The sequence below is a fragment of the Corynebacterium sp. S7 genome (assembly GCF_054401105.1).
The window spans coordinates 679,236-695,011 of record NZ_CM136760.1 but is presented as its reverse complement, the minus strand read 5'-3'; the positions used below and the strand labels follow the sequence as shown (position 1 = coordinate 695,011).

The window sequence follows — 15,776 nt, the reverse complement described above, 5'->3', positions numbered from 1 at the left end:
AAATCATCATTTCAATCAACGTGCAGGAAGGTCTCCGCCGCCATGGCAGTTCCAATTGATCCGAACCCGGAATTCCAAAAGTACGCACACCCAGAAAAGGTCGTCTCGGCATCGTGGTTATCCGCGCGCCTCGGCGTCGATGGGCTGCGAGTGGTGGAATCCGATGAAGATGCCTTTCTTTACGACATTGGCCATATCCCCGGCGCCGTCCGCATTGACTGGCACAAGGACCTAAACAACCAGGTCACCCGCGATTTCATTGACGGCGAAGCCTTCGCCGAGCTGATGCGCGACCGCGGAATCTCCCGCGAAGACACCGTGGTCATCTACGGCGACAAGTCCAACTGGTGGGCCGCCTACACCCTGTGGGTCTTCGAACTTTTCGGCCACCCCGACGTGCGCCTGCTCGACGGCGGCCGTGACGCATGGATGGGCGAAGAGCGCGACACCTCCTTTGCCGTGCCGGAATACCCTGCCAGCAACTACCCGGTTGTCGAGCGCGATGATTCACAGCTGCGTATTTTCGTCGATAAGCTGCAATCCGTCCGCGAGGACGTCACGCTTATCGACGTCCGCGGCGCCGACGAATATTCCGGCACCACGGCCGCGGAGGAAAGCGTGCACCCAGGCAAGTCTTTGGGCGTGGCGCGCGCAGGGCACATCCCGGGCGCGCTGAACCTGCCGTGGGGTGATGCGGTGCTGCCGAACGCGCGCTTCAAGCCGCGTGCGGATATTGAGTCGCACTACGCGCAGCTCGATCCGAAGAAGACCACCGTGACTTATTGCCATATCGGCGACCGGTCCTCGCACTCCTGGTTCGTGTTGAAGTACCTGCTGGGATTCGAAGATGTGCTCAACTACGACGGCAGCTGGGTCGAATGGGGCAACATGGTGCGCATGCCTATCGCGCAGGGCGACCAAGCCTAAGCTGCCTTAAGGTATCACAAGTAACACCTGTTGTTTTGCAGGCGATAATGTTGATGATTTCCCCTAGGAAAAAATTAAAAGTACCCTAGACTCGAAACAACATGACGGTTTACTCACGTTTGGTGTGTAACAATGGGTGTTTATTAGCGTTCACATCAGGAGGACTTACTCAAGTGGCAACAGATAAGAAGATCACCAAGGTCTTGGTAGCAAACCGCGGCGAGATCGCCGTGCGCATTTTCCGAGCAGCGAAGGACGCGGGCATCGCATCCGTTGCTGTCTACGCGGAACCAGACGCTGACGCACCTTTCGTGGAGCTCGCCGACGAGGCGTTTGCCCTCGGCGGCACCACCAGCGCAGAGTCCTACCTGGACATTGACAAGATCATCGATGCGGTTGCTAAGTCCGGCGCAGATGCTGTGCACCCTGGCTACGGCTTCCTGGCGGAAAACGCCGAATTCGCGCGCCGCGTCATCGAGGCAGGCGTGATCTGGATCGGCCCATCGCCTGAATCGATCGACGCCCTCGGCGACAAGGTGACCGCTCGCCACATCGCCGAGAAGGCGAATGCGCCAATGGCTCCTGGCACCAAGGATCCAGTAGCTAACGCAGACGAGGTTGTCGCCTTCGCCGACGAGCACGGCCTGCCTATCGCGATCAAGGCTGCCTTCGGCGGCGGCGGTCGTGGCATGAAGGTTGCTTATACCCGCGAGGAAATCCCGGAGCTCTTCGAGTCCGCAACGCGTGAGGCCACCGCTGCCTTCGGCCGCGGCGAGTGCTTCGTTGAGCGCTACCTGGACAAGGCCCGCCACGTTGAGGCGCAGGTGCTTGCCGACGAGCACGGCAACGTGGTTGTCATGGGTACCCGCGATTGCTCCCTGCAGCGTCGTTTCCAGAAGCTGGTTGAGGAAGCTCCGGCTCCTTACCTCTCCGATGAGCAGCGCGAGCGCATCCACTCCTCCGCAAAGGCCATCTGCCGCGAAGCTGGCTACCACGGTGCCGGCACCGTGGAGTACCTGGTTGGCGCTGACGGCCTGATCTCCTTCCTTGAGGTCAACACCCGTCTGCAGGTGGAGCACCCAGTCACCGAGGTCACCGCAGGCGTTGACCTGGTCCGCGAACAGTTCCGCATCGCTGAGGGCCAGGAGCTGCGCATCAAGGAGGATCCAGCTCCTCGTGGCCATGCCTTCGAGTTCCGCATCAACGGCGAGGATGCCGGCGCGAACTTTATGCCAGCCCCTGGCACCGTTGCCGTCTACGAAGAGCCAGCAGGCCCTGGTGTCCGCGTGGATTCCGGCGTGCGCGCAGGTTCTGTCATCGGTGGCCAGTTCGACTCCATGTTGGCCAAGCTCATCGTCTACGGTGAGACTCGCACTGAGGCTCTCGAGCGCTCCCGCCGTGCTCTTGCCGAGTTCAAGGTCGAGGGCATGCCTACCGTGATTCCTTTCCACCAGGCAGTTGTCGAAGACCCTGCATTCGTCGGCGACGACGACCACTTCGACGTCTACACCAAGTGGATCGAAGAAGAGTGGGACAACACCATCGAGGCCTACGTCGATCCTGCAGATCAGCCTGAACCAGATGCCAACGAGCCTCACAAGAAGTTCGTCGTCGAGGTTGCTGGCCGTCGCATCGAGGTCGCGCTTCCTGCAGCACTGACCTTCGGTGGCGGCGCTGCCCCTAAGAAGAAGCGCAAGCGTCGCGGTTCCGGCGGTGCCGCAGCTGCTGCTTCCGGCGATGCCATCGCCGCTCCAATGCAGGGCACCGTGATCAAGGTCAACGTGTCCGAGGGCGACGAGGTTGCCGAGGGCGACGTGGTTGTGGTCCTCGAGGCCATGAAGATGGAGAACCCAGTCAAGGCCCACAAGGCTGGCAAGGTTACCGGTCTTGCCGTTGAAGCTGGCGGCCAGGTAACCAAGGCTGCCGTTCTCATGGAGATCAAGTAGTTAGGTAGGGTTGGGCGCTATGGATTTCCATATGCGCCGCGCCACCGAATCTGACCGCACGTACCTCTCTCGCCTCTTCTACCTCACGGACGTCTTCGGCGACGAGACCCGCGAGGTCAGCGAGTACCACCTTCGCGACATCACCGGTTATATCGATGACTGGGATCCAGATCGCGACGGTGGTTTCGTCGTTTTCGACGCCAACCGCATCCCCGCCGGTGGCGTCTGGCTGCGTTACTGGTCAGGCCCCGATGCCCTCGGCTGGGCCAACCTCGGCCCCGACATCCCGGAGCTCGCCATCGCAGTGGAGTCCCGCTTCGCCGGTCGCGGGCTTTCACGCACGCTTCTCGACGAGGCCCTCAACCTCGCCCGCAGCCAAGGCGCCCCCGCCGTTGCTTTGTCCGTGGCCTCCGACAATCCGCGTGCCCGCCACGTCTACGAGAAGTACGGCTTCAAGGACGTACCGGAGCATTCTCAGCCCGGCGCGATGCGCTACGAGCTCTAGTGATTGGGCCTTAGTGCATGAGCGGGCCCTCGTAGTCGTCGAAAGGCACCGTGGCCTTGATCCCCTCACGGGTCTCATCCCATCTTTCCCGCCACTCCTGCGACCCGGGTACTAGGCCCTCCTCTTCTAGAGCCCTAGCTGTACCAATATTGAGATCCTCTTCGTAAGCATCTCCGAGCTCGTCGTAGCGTTGCTCGAGGAAGTAGATGTCTCGCTCCGTCTGTTCAGCAACAAGGGCAACGGCGGCTTCCTTTGGGTTGCCATGTCCTTTTTGCTCCATGTAAGGGATGTACTGCGCAACGTTGTACTCCAATTCCTCACGAATAGAGTCCTCTGTGACATTCGGTTCGATTAACGCGCGAACCTCGGTCATTCGTGAAACCAGATCGTGCGACAGCATGGTGGCCCTCTTTCATAGGCGGTTGCGATAGTTGGATTTAGTGCCCAACTGTTTACAACCACTAGTGTTTCAAGACCACTCGACACCACTAGATGTGGAATCGAAAGCGCATTCCAACTGGTCATGAGCCTGGCCGTTTTCGGCCGGTTTTTCGGCCTGGTTTCCTGCCCTGTTCGGCCGGTTTCCTTCCCTTTTTCCCTGTTTGGCTAATTGTGTATTGCTAATTAGCTCGGTTTTTGGCCCAAAACGGAGCTAATTAGCGGTACACAATTAGCCCAACCCACAAATCGAGCCGCCCAACCCCACCAACACAGCAAAAAGGGCCTGCCCGAGTCAGAATCAACTCGAACAGGCCAGGCCCTAACAGGCCCCAAGCAAGCAGCGCTACGAAATCACTGCCACCAGGTCGCCGCCCTCAACCTTGGTTGGCTGGGTCAGCGCAACGCGCTCAACCGTGCCGTCCACAGTTGCGGAGATGGTCGCTTCCATCTTCATGGCCTCAATGGTGGCGATTGGGTCGCCGGCCTTGACTTCCTGGCCCACCTTCACATTCGGGGTGACGGTGCCCGCGAACGGTGCGGCCACGTGACCCGGCTTGGAGGAGTCAGCCTTTTCAACCTCGGCAACGGTGGAATCCACGTTCTCGTCGCGAACTTTAATCGGACGGATCTGGCCGTTGACGGTAAGGACTACCTGGCGCATGCCCTTCTCGTCAGCCTCGCCAACAGCGTCAAGGCGCACAACCAGCGGGGTGGAGCCGGTGTTTGGCTCGCCGTAAACCACGATGGTCTCTTCGCCCTCGCGCAGGCCGTAGAAGAAGGTCGAGTCGGACAGGGTGTCGGTGTAGCCGTACTTGCGACGGTGCTCCAGGAACTCCTCGTACTGCTTCGGGAAGAGCAACTTGTCCAGGGCAGCACGGCGGACCTCGTGGTCGTCGGAAAGCAAATCCTCGGCGAGCTCAGCCGGAACCTCAACCAAGTGGTGCTTGATCTCGCCGCGGCCTGCGAGCGCCTTCTCGCGCAGCGGTGGCCAGCCTCCCGGAGGGGTACCAAGCTCACCAGAGAGGAAGCCGATCACGGAATCTGGGATGTCGTACTTCTGCGGATCGGCTTCGAAGTCAGCCGGATCCACGTTTGCGCCAACCAGGTGCAGGGCCAGGTCGCCGACAACCTTCGACGATGGGGTCACCTTGGTTGGACGGCCGAGCATCTTGTTCACGGCTGCGTAGCGATCCTCAATGAGCTCGAAGCGGTCCTCCAAGCCCAGTGCCTTTGCCTGCGTGCGCAGGTTAGACAGCTGACCACCTGGGATCTCATGCTGGTAAACGCGGCCAGTAGGTCCTGGGATGCCGGACTCGAATGGTGCGTACACCTGGCGTACGGCCTCCCAGTATGGCTCCATGTCGGCAACTGCTTGCTCGGAGATGCCGGTGTCGCGCTCGGTGTTGGCAAACGCCGCAACCAGGGCAGACATCGAAGGCTGGGAGGTTGTGCCGGCCAGCGGTGCGGAAGCCACGTCGACGGCGTCGGCGCCTGCTGCAGCCGCCGCGAGGTAGGTCGCCAACTGGCCACCAGCGGTGTCGTGCGTGTGCACGTGCACTGGCAGATCGAATTCCTTGCGCAGCGCAGAAACCAGGATGCGTGCGGCCTCTGGGCGCAGCAGGCCAGCCATGTCCTTGATGGCAATGATGTGCGCACCGGACTCGACGATCTGCTCCGCCAGCTTCAGGTAGTAGTCCAGCGTGTAGAGGTCCTCGTCTGGGTTAAGCAGGTTGCCAGAGTAAGCCATGGCCACCTCGGCAACGGTGGTGCCGGTTTCCAGGACGGCATCGATGGCTGGGCGCATCTGGGAAACGTCGTTGAGCGCGTCGAAGATGCGGAAGATGTCAATGCCCGAGGATGCGGCTTCCTTCACGAAGGACTTAGTCACCGACTCTGGGTACGGGGTGTAGCCCACGGTGTTGCGTCCGCGAAGCAGCATCTGGATGTTCACGTTTGGCATCGCCTCACGCAGGATGTCCAGGCGCTCCCAAGGAGACTCATGCAGGAAGCGCATAGCCACGTCGTAGGTTGCGCCACCCCATGCCTCAACAGAAAGCAGCTCTGGAGTGAGGTAACCGGTGTGCTTCGCAGCGGCAAACAGGGTCTTGGTGCGCACGCGCGTGGCCAGCAGCGACTGGTGTGCGTCGCGGAAGGTGGTCTCGGTGACAGCAAGCGCGGTCTGGTTGCGCAGCTTCTCGGCGAACTTCTTCGGGCCGAGCTCGAGCAGCTCATCGCGGGAGCCGCGTGGAATCTCGTCGTACTCCCACTTTGGCAGCTTGTCGGAAGGACGCACGGTTGCTGGGTGCGCGCCGTTGGGCTGGTTCACGGTGGTCTCGGCCAGGTAATCCAGGATGCGACCGGCCTCGTCGGTGGCAGGAGGTGCCTCGAGCAGGTGGATATGCTCGGCGATGAAGCCGGTGGAGATGCGCTTTTCCTTGAAGTCCGCCTCGTTGAGCAGGGCGCGCAGGAAGCCGATGTTGGTGGACACACCAGAAACGGTGAACTCGTTGAGCGCGCGCTGCGCGCGAGCAACAGCAGTTGCAAAATCCGAGCCGCGGCAGGTCATCTTCACCAGCAGCGAGTCGAAGTTCGGGGTGATCTCGGTACCCACAGACACCGAACCATCTAGGCGCACGCCCGCGCCACCTGGGGAACGGTAGCCGGTGATAGTGCCGGAATCTGGGCGGAAGCCGTTGTTCGGATCCTCAGTGGTAATGCGGCACTGCAGCGCGGCACCGGTGACCTTGATTTCGTCCTGGCGCAGGCCAAGATCTTCCAGGGAAGCACCAGCAGCAATGTAGAGCTGGGACTTCACAATGTCCACGCCGGTAACCTCTTCGGTCACGGTGTGCTCGACCTGAACACGAGGGTTCATTTCAATGAACACGTGGTTGCCGTTCTCGTCCACCAAGAACTCCACGGTGCCCGCACCCTCGTAGTTAATGTGCTGGCAGAACTTCACTGCGTCGGCGCAGATCTCGTCGCGAAGCGCTTCGTCGATGTGCTGTGCCGGAGCGATCTCCACAACCTTTTGGTGGCGACGCTGCAACGAGCAATCGCGCTCATAGAGGTGAATGACGTTGCCCTGGGAGTCAGCCAGGATCTGCACCTCGATGTGCTGCGGGTTAATCACAGCCTGCTCAACGTAGACGGCAGCATCGCCGAATGCGGCTTCAGCTTCGCGGGAGGCTTCGGTGGCCAGGCGCTCCACGTCTTCTAGCTTTTCGACGAAGCGCATTCCTCGCCCACCGCCGCCAGCTACCGCTTTGACGAAGACTGGGAATTGGAAATCCTTTGCCCACTCGGCCAACTGCTTTGGATCAGTGGAAGGCTCAGAGTCGTGCAGAACCGGCAGGCCAGCCTCCTGAGCTGCGTGAACAGCGGCGGACTTGTCGCCGGTCAGGTCCAAGGTCTCAGCGGTTGGGCCGATGAACTTGATGCCATTCTCTTTACACTTACGTGCCAGGTCAGCGCGCTCAGACAGGAAGCCGTAGCCCGGGTAGACGGCGTCGGCGCCGGACTTCTTCGCAGCCCGGATGATCTCGTCGATGTCCAGGTAAGCCTTGACCGGCTGGCCCTCAACACCAATGCGGATCGCCTCATCTGCGAACGGACGGTGGAAGGAGTTGCGGTCTTCCTTCGGGTACACGGCTACTGTTTTCGCGCCGGTTTCAAAGGCTGCACGGAATGCACGCACCGCGATTTCACCGCGGTTGGCCACAAGGACCTTGTTGAACGAAGGCAAGGATGATGCCATGGAAGGTTATTCCTTTCAAGGATCCCGCTGCTTCGAAGTCTTAGGGTTGGCTGCGAAGTAGCGGAAAGTTTTCAGCAATATGTGTAATAAGAGTCTAACGTTACGCGGGCGATCACAAGTGATGTGTTGCTCAGTGGAACCGCCAAAGTGATGTAAAAGTGGGCAAAAGTAAGGCAAAAAGAACGCCCCTGCCGAGATCACCTCGCGTGGAAGGATCGTCGTCAGGGGCGATTTCGAGCGGGTGAGATTACTTCTCGATGTGGCGCTCTTCTGGGCCGTTGTAGGCAGCCAGTGGGCGGATCAGGGAGTTGTTCTCGTACTGCTCCAGGATGTGCGCGGTCCAGCCGGTGATACGGCTCATCACGAACAGTGGGGTGAAGAATGGGATATCGAAGCCCATGATGTAGTACGCAGGACCTGCTGGGAAGTCCAGGTTCGGGCGAATCTTAATCGAGGTGTTCTCGTACATGGTCTTTGCCATGATGTCGTACATCTCGACCCACTTCTCGGAGCCCTCGTGCTCGGAAGCAAGCTTCTTGAAAGCGGCTTCCATGGTTGGGACGCGGGAGTCGCCCTTCTTGTACACGCGGTGACCGAAGCCCATGACGAGCTCCTTGTTGGCCAGCTTGTCCTTGCACCACTGCTCAGCGTTGGCTGGATCGTCGATCTCGATCATGTTGTACATGACGGCCTCGTTGGCGCCACCGTGCAGTGGGCCCTTGAGAGCGCCGATTGCACCGGTCAGTGCGGACCAGGTGTCCGACCGGGTGGAGGTGATCACGCGAGCGGTGAAGGTGGAAGCGTTGAAGGAGTGCTCAGCGTAGAGGATCATCGACTTCTCGAAGCACTCAACGTCGCCTGGCTTGTTCACTGGGGAATCCGGGCCGTCGCCGAAGACCATCCAGAGGAAGTTCTCGGAGAAACCACGGGTTGGGTCCGGCTTGACGTAGCCCTCGCCGCGACGACGACGGATGTCCAGTGCCACGATGGTTGGGATCTTCGCCAGCAGGGAGCGAGCGATGTTGCGGATGTGATCCGAGTTCGGGGTGAAGTGCTCAGGATCCTTGGTGCCCAGGTAAGAAATCGCGCTGCGCAGCACGTCCATTGGGTGGCAATCCTGTGGCATGGACTCGATCACGCGGATGGTGTCCTCGTCGAGCTCACGGTTGTCCCAGCAGCCCTGCTGGAATTCCTTCAGCTGCTCCTCGGTTGGCAGCTCACTGTTCCACAGCAGGTAAGCAACCTCTTCGAAGCTGCAGTTCTCTGCCAATTCCTGGACTGGGTAGCCGCGGTAGAGCAGCGAGTTGGTCTCAGGGTTGACCTTGGAAATAGCGGTGTAGTCAGCGTAAACGCCGGCTAGGCCCTTCTTGATATCTGGCTCAGTCATGTTGATGCTCCTAAATGAATTTGCTCAAGTGCTTTACTCGAATGTGGACTTGTAAGAATCCAACGAGTAGGTAAATACCTTCTGGTCAAACTGGTTGTACTTTTCGTAATCAACCAATTCGTACAAGCGAGAACGGTGCTGCATCTTGTCCAGCCATGGCACCTGGGTACCAGTAGCAGAGATGTCACGCAGCATTTCCTCAGTAGCGCCCATGGCGATGCGTAGGGTGGTCACCGGCCAGATCACGGCATTGTAGCCAAGGTCTTCTAGCTGCTGGGCGGACAGAAGCTCGGTTTTTCCGAACTCAGTCATGTTTGCAAGCAGTGGGATGTCAACTGCCTTGCGGAACTTCTCGAAGTCTGCGGGTGAATACAGAGCCTCGGTGAAGATCATGTCGGCGCCTGCGTCGGCGTATGCCTTCGCACGCTCGATAGCGTTGTCGATGCCTTCGATGCCGGCTGCGTCCGTACGGGCACAGATGACAAAGGTGTCGTCGCGACGCTCATTGACCGCTGCCGCAATGCGGCGAACCATCAGGTCCTGCGGAACAACTTCCTTGCCGTCGAGGTGGCCGCAACGCTTCGGGTTGACCTGGTCCTCGAGGTGGAAGCCGGCGATGCCTGCGTCCTCGAACTCGGAGATGGTGCGTGCCGCGCTCATTGGCTCGCCGAAGCCGGTGTCGGCGTCAACCAGGATTGGCAGGTTGGTGGCGCGAGCGATCTGGCGGGAGCGGCCAGCAACCTCGGTAAGCGTGGTCAGGCCGATGTCTGGCAGGCCAAGGTCGTTGGCCAGCACGGCGCCAGAGACGTAGACGCCTTCGAATCCGCCGATGTCTTCGATCAGCTTTGCAACCAGTGGGCTAAATGCGCCCGGCAGCTTAGTGATGGTGGAGGAATTAAGGGAGTCGCGCAGTGCTTGGCGGCGTTCGGTTGGTGTCTTTACAGACGAGAACATTTAGAAGATCCCTTCAGGGGTTTCTGGAGCCTGAGCAAGAGCTTCGTCGGTAACAACGATGTTCAGCTCGTTCAGGTCGGTGAGGTTTTCCAGGTTCTGTGCAGCGGCCAGGAAGCGGTCCTGCTCTTCTTCAGAGACAAGGCCCTTAGCCAGGGTGCGGAACTTGTTGATGTACTGCTCGCGAGCGAATGGGCGTGCACCGAGTGGGTGTGCGTCTGCAACAGCCATCTCGTCTTCAACAACGGTGCCGTCCTTGAAAGTGATGACGGCCTTGGCGCCGAATGCCTTCTCCGCTGGGTCGTGGGTGTGGTAGCGGCGGGTCCACTCTGGGTCCTCCACGGTGGACACCTTGTGCCACAGCTCCACGGTGTCTGGGCGGGCTGCGCGCTCAGGTGCGTAGGAGTCAACGTGGTGCCAGGTGCCGTCCTGGAGTGCGACGGTGAACATGTACATGATGGAGTGGTCCAGGGTCTCGCGGGATGCGGTTGGATCCATCTTCTGTGGGTCGTTTGCGCCGGTACCAATGACGTAGTGGGTGTGGTGCGAGGTGTGCAGCACGATGGACTCGATGTCCTCGGTGGACAGGCCCTTTTCTTCCAGGGTGGACTTCATGCGGCGAGCCAGGTCGATTGGTGCCTGTGCCTGGTACTCCGCGGAGTGCTCCTTGGTGTAGGTCTCCAGGATGGCGCGCTTTTCTTCGCCCTCTGCTGGCAGTGGCACAACGTAGGTGTGCTCAGGTGAGTGCAGCATCCAAGCGATGAAGCCGTCTTCGCCTTCCCAGATTGGAGCTGGTGCGCCCTCGCCGCGCATTGCGCGGTCGACTGCCTCGATGGCCATCTTGCCTGCGAATGCAGGAGCCGAAGCCTTCCACGAGGAGATCAGGCCCTTGCGGGACTGACGGGTTGCGGTGGTGGTGTGCAGCGCCTGGCCGACAGCCTGGTAGATGGTGTCTACATCGAGATCCAGCATGGTTCCGATACCAGCGGCAACCGATGGGCCGAGGTGAGCAACGTGGTCGATCTTCCACTCGTGCAGGCAGATGCCCTTAACCAGGTTGACCTGGATTTCGTAGCCGGTTGCGATGCCGCGGATCAGGGTCTTGCCGTCAAGGCCCTTGTGCTGAGCAACAGCAATCATTGGAGGAATGTTATCGCCTGGGTGGGAGTACTCAGCAGCCAGGAAGGTGTCGTGGAAGTCGAGCTCGCGCACTGCGGTGCCGTTTGCGAAGGCAACCCACTCAGCGGAGTACTTGCCCTCAACGCCGAAGATCTTCGCACCGTTTTCGGTAACTGGGTGTGCCTGCGCGATGACGCGGGCGGAGGTAACTGGGCGACGTGGCACGGAAGCCACTGCCACAGATGCGTTGTCGATGATGCGGTTAATGATCATGTCGACGGTGTCAGCAGGCACCTCGACCGGGTCAGCTGCGACCTTTGCCACCTTGTAGGCAAAGTGCTCTTCGTACGGGAAGTCCTCTGCAGACTTGTGCGTGCGAATTTCGTGGTTGATCATTGATGACCTCTCTGTGGGGGAATCAGTGTGAAAACGGTTTTTCAATTAGGCAAAAACCGAGCAAGAAGCCTGCAAATACTGTTTTACGTGCGGTTTCTGCGTTGAAAGTCATAGTAGTCAGAATGTTGTGTCGCGCATCACGGTAAAGCATGTGTAAAGTTGTGGCATGAGTTAGTAAACTTTGTAAAACCTGTGAAAGATACAGGTCAGGCAAGAAAAGGACGGTGGCACGCACATGAGCAAGCTCTTCGCGGGGGCACGAATTCACACGCTTCGTAAACATCATGAGCTCACCCAAGTGGACATGGCCCGCCAGCTCGGCATTTCCACCAGCTACCTGAACCAGCTAGAAAACGATCAGCGCCCGCTCACTGCCACGGTGCTTATGCAGCTGACTGATTCCTTCGGCATCGAAGCTTCGTATTTCTCCAGCGAGCACGACATTCGCACGGTCAACGAACTCGCCGAGATTCTGCCCGACACCCCCACCGAGGAACTCAGCGATTTCGCCGCCCGCTTCCCCACCCTGGCACAGCAAATTGTTCAACTTCCGCATCAGGCAAGGGAGCACACGATCCAACCCTACGAGGTAGTGCGCGACTTCTTCTACGACGCAAACAACTACTTCCACGACCTTGATATCGCCGCCGAGAACTTCGCCACCTGGGCCGGCTCCCCCCAAATCCGCCTGACCCGCATCGCCACCGCGCTTGATACCAACTTCGATGTCTCCGTGCGCTTCAACCAACACACCGGCGGCCCGCGCCGCATTTACGATCCAATCGCGCGCGAGCTGCGCCTCGGCCCCGGCATGACAGAGGCACAGCAGTGCTTCGAGTTAGCGTTCCAGCACGGTTTAATGAAGGAAGCATCGCGTATCGACGACTACGTGGCCGACCTGCCCGGTGAGGAATCAAAACAAATCGCCCGGCTTGGCCTAGCGCAGTATTACGCCGCCGCGGTGGTCATGCCCTACGGCACGTTCTTGGCCCAGGCCGAGCGCACGCGCTATGACATTGACCTGATTGCTCAGCGTTTTGGTACCAGCTTCGAGTCCACCTGCCAGCGCTTATCCACGCTGCAGCGCCCGGGTTCGCGTTCGGTCCCCTTCTTTTTCGTCCGAACGGATCGCGCGGGCAATATTTCCAAGCGTCAATCGGCAACGTCGTTTCACTTTTCACGCACAGGTGGTGCGTGCCCTTTGTGGGTGGTGCACCGCGCGTTTGAAACCCCCAACCGCATCACTCGCCAGGTTGCTGCCATGCCGGATGGGCGAACCTACTTGTGGATCGCACGCATGGTCCAGGGTGCATCGCGCGGGTTTGGTACCCCTGCCAAAGAATTCGCGGTGGGGCTGGGCTGCGACTTAGAGCAAGCGCACCGCTTGGTCTATTCCGACCAGCTGAATCTGAACCCTCAGTCCGCGATGCCCATCGGGCCTGGGTGCGGGACCTGTCAGCGCGAAGAATGCGCTCAGCGCGCGTTCCCCGTGGAAGGACGCAAGGTCACACTCGACCTCAACCTCACCACCGAGTTGGCCTACCGGACAGTGCGCGCTGACTAATTCTGGATTAGCCGCAGGTTAATCCAGGTCGCTCTTGGAAACCAAGCGACGTGCAGCCTCGGTGATGGAACCGGACAGCGATGGGTAGACCGCCATAGACTCCGCCAGATCGCTTACGGTGAGGTTGTTGGTTACAGCAACGGTCAGCGAGAGGATTAGCTCGGATGCCGTTGGTGCAACAATCACACCACCGAGGAGCTGGCCGGAACCCTTGCGAGCAAACAGCTTCACAAAGCCGTGCTTGAGAGAACGCATCTTCGCGCGTGGGTTGGTGCTCAAATCAAGCTTGACAATGTCGGCCTGAACTTCGCCGTCGAGGATCTCCTTCTCGGTCACGCCAACAGCAGCAATCTCCGGGCGGGTGAACACTGCGTTGCCCACAGTCTTCAAACGGATCGGGGTAACGCCTTCGCCGAGAGCGTGATAGACGGCAATGCGTCCCTGCATCGCAGCAACGGATGCCAGCGGGTACAAATCAGAGCAGTCACCGGCAGCGTAGATACCTGGGATATTGGTGCGCGAGACACGGTCAACCTGAATGTGACCGGACTTCGACACGTTGACTTTCACCGAACTCAGGTTCAGGTCCTGAGTGTTCGGGATGGAACCAATGGACATGATTGCGTGCGAGCCGTGAATTTCGCGTCCGTCGGTGGTGCGCACGATAACGCCCTCGCCGGTGTTCGTAACGGTTTCCACGCGAGCGTGCTTCTCCAGGGAAACGCCACGACCTGCAAGAACTGTTTCCAGCACGTCGGCGGCATCCGCGTCGTCGTGAGGCAAAATGCGATCGCGCGATGCCACCATGGTGACCTTGACGCCGAGCTCGGCAAATGCGGAGACGAACTCCGCACCGGTGACACCGGAGCCAACCACGATGAGGTGCTCTGGCATCTCCATCAAGTCGTAGACCTGCTGCCAAGTCAAGATGCGCTCATCGTCTGGCTTTGCGCCGTCAAGCTCGCGAGGCGAAGCACCGGTGGCCACGAGAACCATGTCGGCTTCCATAACGTAGGCGTCGCCTTCATGCGGCATCACTTCAACGGAGTGAGTGGTATGTGCCGACTGATTAGCGGCAAAACGTGCTCGGCCGGAGATCAGATTGACGCCTAGGCGGGTGAGCTGTTCGCGGATATCGCGGGACTGTTCAGAGGCCAGCGCCATGACGCGGTTGTTCAGTGCCTGCAGCGACAGGTCCGCAGTTCCAAGACCATGGTTAAGGCCCATATCGTCGGCACGGCGCAAGTCGGTCTTAATGTTTGCGCCGGAGATAAAGCTCTTGGAAGGGACTACATCCTTGAGGACTCCAGAGCCTCCGATGCCCTGTTCCTCGATCAGCGTGACGTCACCCTCAAACTTTGTTGCAGAAAGGGCGGCCTCATAACCGGCGGGTCCGCCACCGATAATCACGATCTTTTTGGACACAGGGATATCTCCTTTTTTGTCTTTAAATTCCGTGACTAGTGTAGCGATATTTCAAGCAACTAGTGAAGTAAGCCGCCGTCGAAATCCCCAGGCTCTGACTGTTTTGCAACAAAACGTTCCACCACCGAGCCGAATAGGCGGATACCGACACCGATCGCGCGCTCGTCGACAAGCAAATCGCCCTGGTGCAAATCCTGCTGGTCGCCCTCGCCCGACCAACATCCCAACCGTGCCATCGAGCCCGGGACGTGCTCGAGATACCACGAAAAATCCTCGCCGCCAGAAGACTGCGGCGCGTTAACAACCCCTTGCGGATCTACTGCCCGACCGGCCTCGGCGAGAAGTGCGGTGGCGACGTCGTCGTTAAGCACAGGTGGCACTCCACGCTGGTATTCCAGCTCAAACGTGCAGCCAGTGGGCGCAATGATGGATTCGATCAAGGCATAAACGAGTGGCTCCAATTCGCGCCACGTGGTGATGTCGGCGGTGCGCAGCGTGCCGCGAATGCGTCCGGATTGTGGGATTGCATTCGGTGCGAAGCCTGCCTCGACTTGACCGAACACCAAGACGGTGCCGGTGCGCGGATCGACCCGGCGCGAGAGCAAAGCTGGGAGCTGAGTGATCACCGCACCCAGTGCGTACACCACGTCGCTAGTCAGGTGCGGACGTGAGGTATGACCACCTGCGCCACGGACATTGAGAGTGATCACATCAGTGGCTGAAGTGATCGCTCCGGTGCGTACACCGACCTTTCCTACCTTCAATTTCGGCTCGACATGCAAGGCAAAAATGGACCCGACTCCGGTGAGCGCGCCGTGGGCAATAACGTCTGCGGCTCCGCCTGTCATGATCTCCTCGGCGGGCTGGAAAATCACGCGCACGCCATGTGGCAGCTCAATTGTGGACAATGCACAAGCAAGCGCGAGAGCGATGGTGGTGTGCACGTCGTGGCCACATGAGTGCGAGACCCCGGGGTGAGTCGAGGCGTATTCAAGGCCGGTGATCTCATGGATAGGTAAGGCATCGATGTCCGCGCGGAAGGCAAGACGATTCTCCCCGGTCGGGCCAAGATCGACGTATAAGCCAGTGCCTGGGAATCGTACCGGGCTGAGACCGTGCTCCATGAGCACTGCTTCAATGAAGTCGGTAGTTTCGTACTCTTTGTTGGACAACTCGGGGTGGGAGTGCAGGTGACGGCGCCATGAAATTACCTGATCGCCATGCTCAAGCAACCAACTCTGAACTTCGGCTGCGATACCCACTTGTGCACTCTCCTACCGCGTTGATCAATAAAACCTCTTGGATAGGAAGTCTACAACTAGACTAAGCGGTATGGTTAACTGCTCTGCTTGCAGGTT

At 59.4% G+C, this 15,776-nt stretch carries 11 protein-coding genes; 4 read left to right on the top strand and 7 right to left on the bottom strand.

Annotated elements, in window-relative coordinates; translation table 11 throughout:
• Positions 1-42: 42 nt before the first annotated feature.
• The 3 genes from ACXZ66_RS03420 (at position 43) to ACXZ66_RS03410 (ending at position 3,378) form a co-directional block, all read left to right on the top strand.
• Positions 43-927, top strand: a complete 885-nt coding sequence (locus ACXZ66_RS03420) for a sulfurtransferase (protein WP_458750508.1) — start codon at positions 43-45, stop codon at positions 925-927.
• 173 nt (positions 928-1,100) lie between these two features.
• Entirely contained in the window at positions 1,101-2,873 is a 1,773-nt protein-coding gene (locus ACXZ66_RS03415; RefSeq protein WP_458750506.1) for an acetyl/propionyl/methylcrotonyl-CoA carboxylase subunit alpha, read from the top strand.
• A 19-nt stretch (positions 2,874-2,892) separates the two neighbouring features.
• The gene (locus ACXZ66_RS03410; RefSeq protein ID WP_458750504.1) at positions 2,893-3,378 is read left to right on the top strand and encodes an N-acetyltransferase family protein; all 486 of its coding nucleotides are present in this window, start codon (positions 2,893-2,895) and stop codon (positions 3,376-3,378) included.
• 10 nt (positions 3,379-3,388) lie between these two features.
• Here ACXZ66_RS03410 and ACXZ66_RS03405 read toward each other — a convergent pair whose 3' ends face one another.
• The 5 genes from ACXZ66_RS03405 to prpD form a co-directional block, all read right to left on the bottom strand.
• Positions 3,389-3,778 (bottom strand): hypothetical protein, encoded by a 390-nt coding sequence (locus ACXZ66_RS03405; protein ID WP_458750503.1) that lies wholly within the window; start codon positions 3,776-3,778, stop codon positions 3,389-3,391.
• A 384-nt stretch (positions 3,779-4,162) separates the two neighbouring features.
• Positions 4,163-7,576 (bottom strand): pyruvate carboxylase, encoded by a 3,414-nt coding sequence (locus ACXZ66_RS03400; protein WP_458750502.1) that lies wholly within the window; start codon positions 7,574-7,576, stop codon positions 4,163-4,165.
• A gap of 247 nt (positions 7,577-7,823) precedes the next feature.
• A complete protein-coding gene (locus ACXZ66_RS03395) occupies positions 7,824-8,963 on the bottom strand; it encodes a bifunctional 2-methylcitrate synthase/citrate synthase (protein WP_458750500.1) in 1,140 nt (379 codons plus the stop codon).
• A gap of 33 nt (positions 8,964-8,996) precedes the next feature.
• Positions 8,997-9,917, bottom strand: a complete 921-nt coding sequence (gene prpB, locus ACXZ66_RS03390; RefSeq protein WP_458750498.1) for a methylisocitrate lyase — start codon at positions 9,915-9,917, stop codon at positions 8,997-8,999.
• Positions 9,918-11,429 carry a 2-methylcitrate dehydratase PrpD gene (gene prpD / locus ACXZ66_RS03385; RefSeq protein ID WP_458750497.1) on the bottom strand — a complete coding sequence of 504 codons (1,512 nt, stop codon included), beginning with the start codon at positions 11,427-11,429 and terminating at the stop codon, positions 9,918-9,920.
• Between the two features lie 235 nt (positions 11,430-11,664).
• Between prpD and ACXZ66_RS03380 the strand changes: the two genes are divergently transcribed.
• Entirely contained in the window at positions 11,665-12,993 is a 1,329-nt protein-coding gene (locus tag ACXZ66_RS03380; protein ID WP_458750496.1) for a short-chain fatty acyl-CoA regulator family protein, read from the top strand.
• Positions 12,994-13,011: 18 nt separating this feature from the next.
• Here ACXZ66_RS03380 and ACXZ66_RS03375 read toward each other — a convergent pair whose 3' ends face one another.
• Together ACXZ66_RS03375 and ACXZ66_RS03370 are read right to left on the bottom strand one after the other, a co-directional pair.
• On the bottom strand, positions 13,012-14,418 hold the full coding sequence (locus tag ACXZ66_RS03375) for an NAD(P)H-quinone dehydrogenase (RefSeq protein ID WP_458750494.1): 1,407 nt from the start codon (positions 14,416-14,418) through the stop codon (positions 13,012-13,014).
• A 59-nt stretch (positions 14,419-14,477) separates the two neighbouring features.
• The gene (locus ACXZ66_RS03370) at positions 14,478-15,680 is read right to left on the bottom strand and encodes a M20 family metallopeptidase (protein ID WP_458750493.1); all 1,203 of its coding nucleotides are present in this window, start codon (positions 15,678-15,680) and stop codon (positions 14,478-14,480) included.
• Positions 15,681-15,776: the final 96 nt, after the last annotated feature.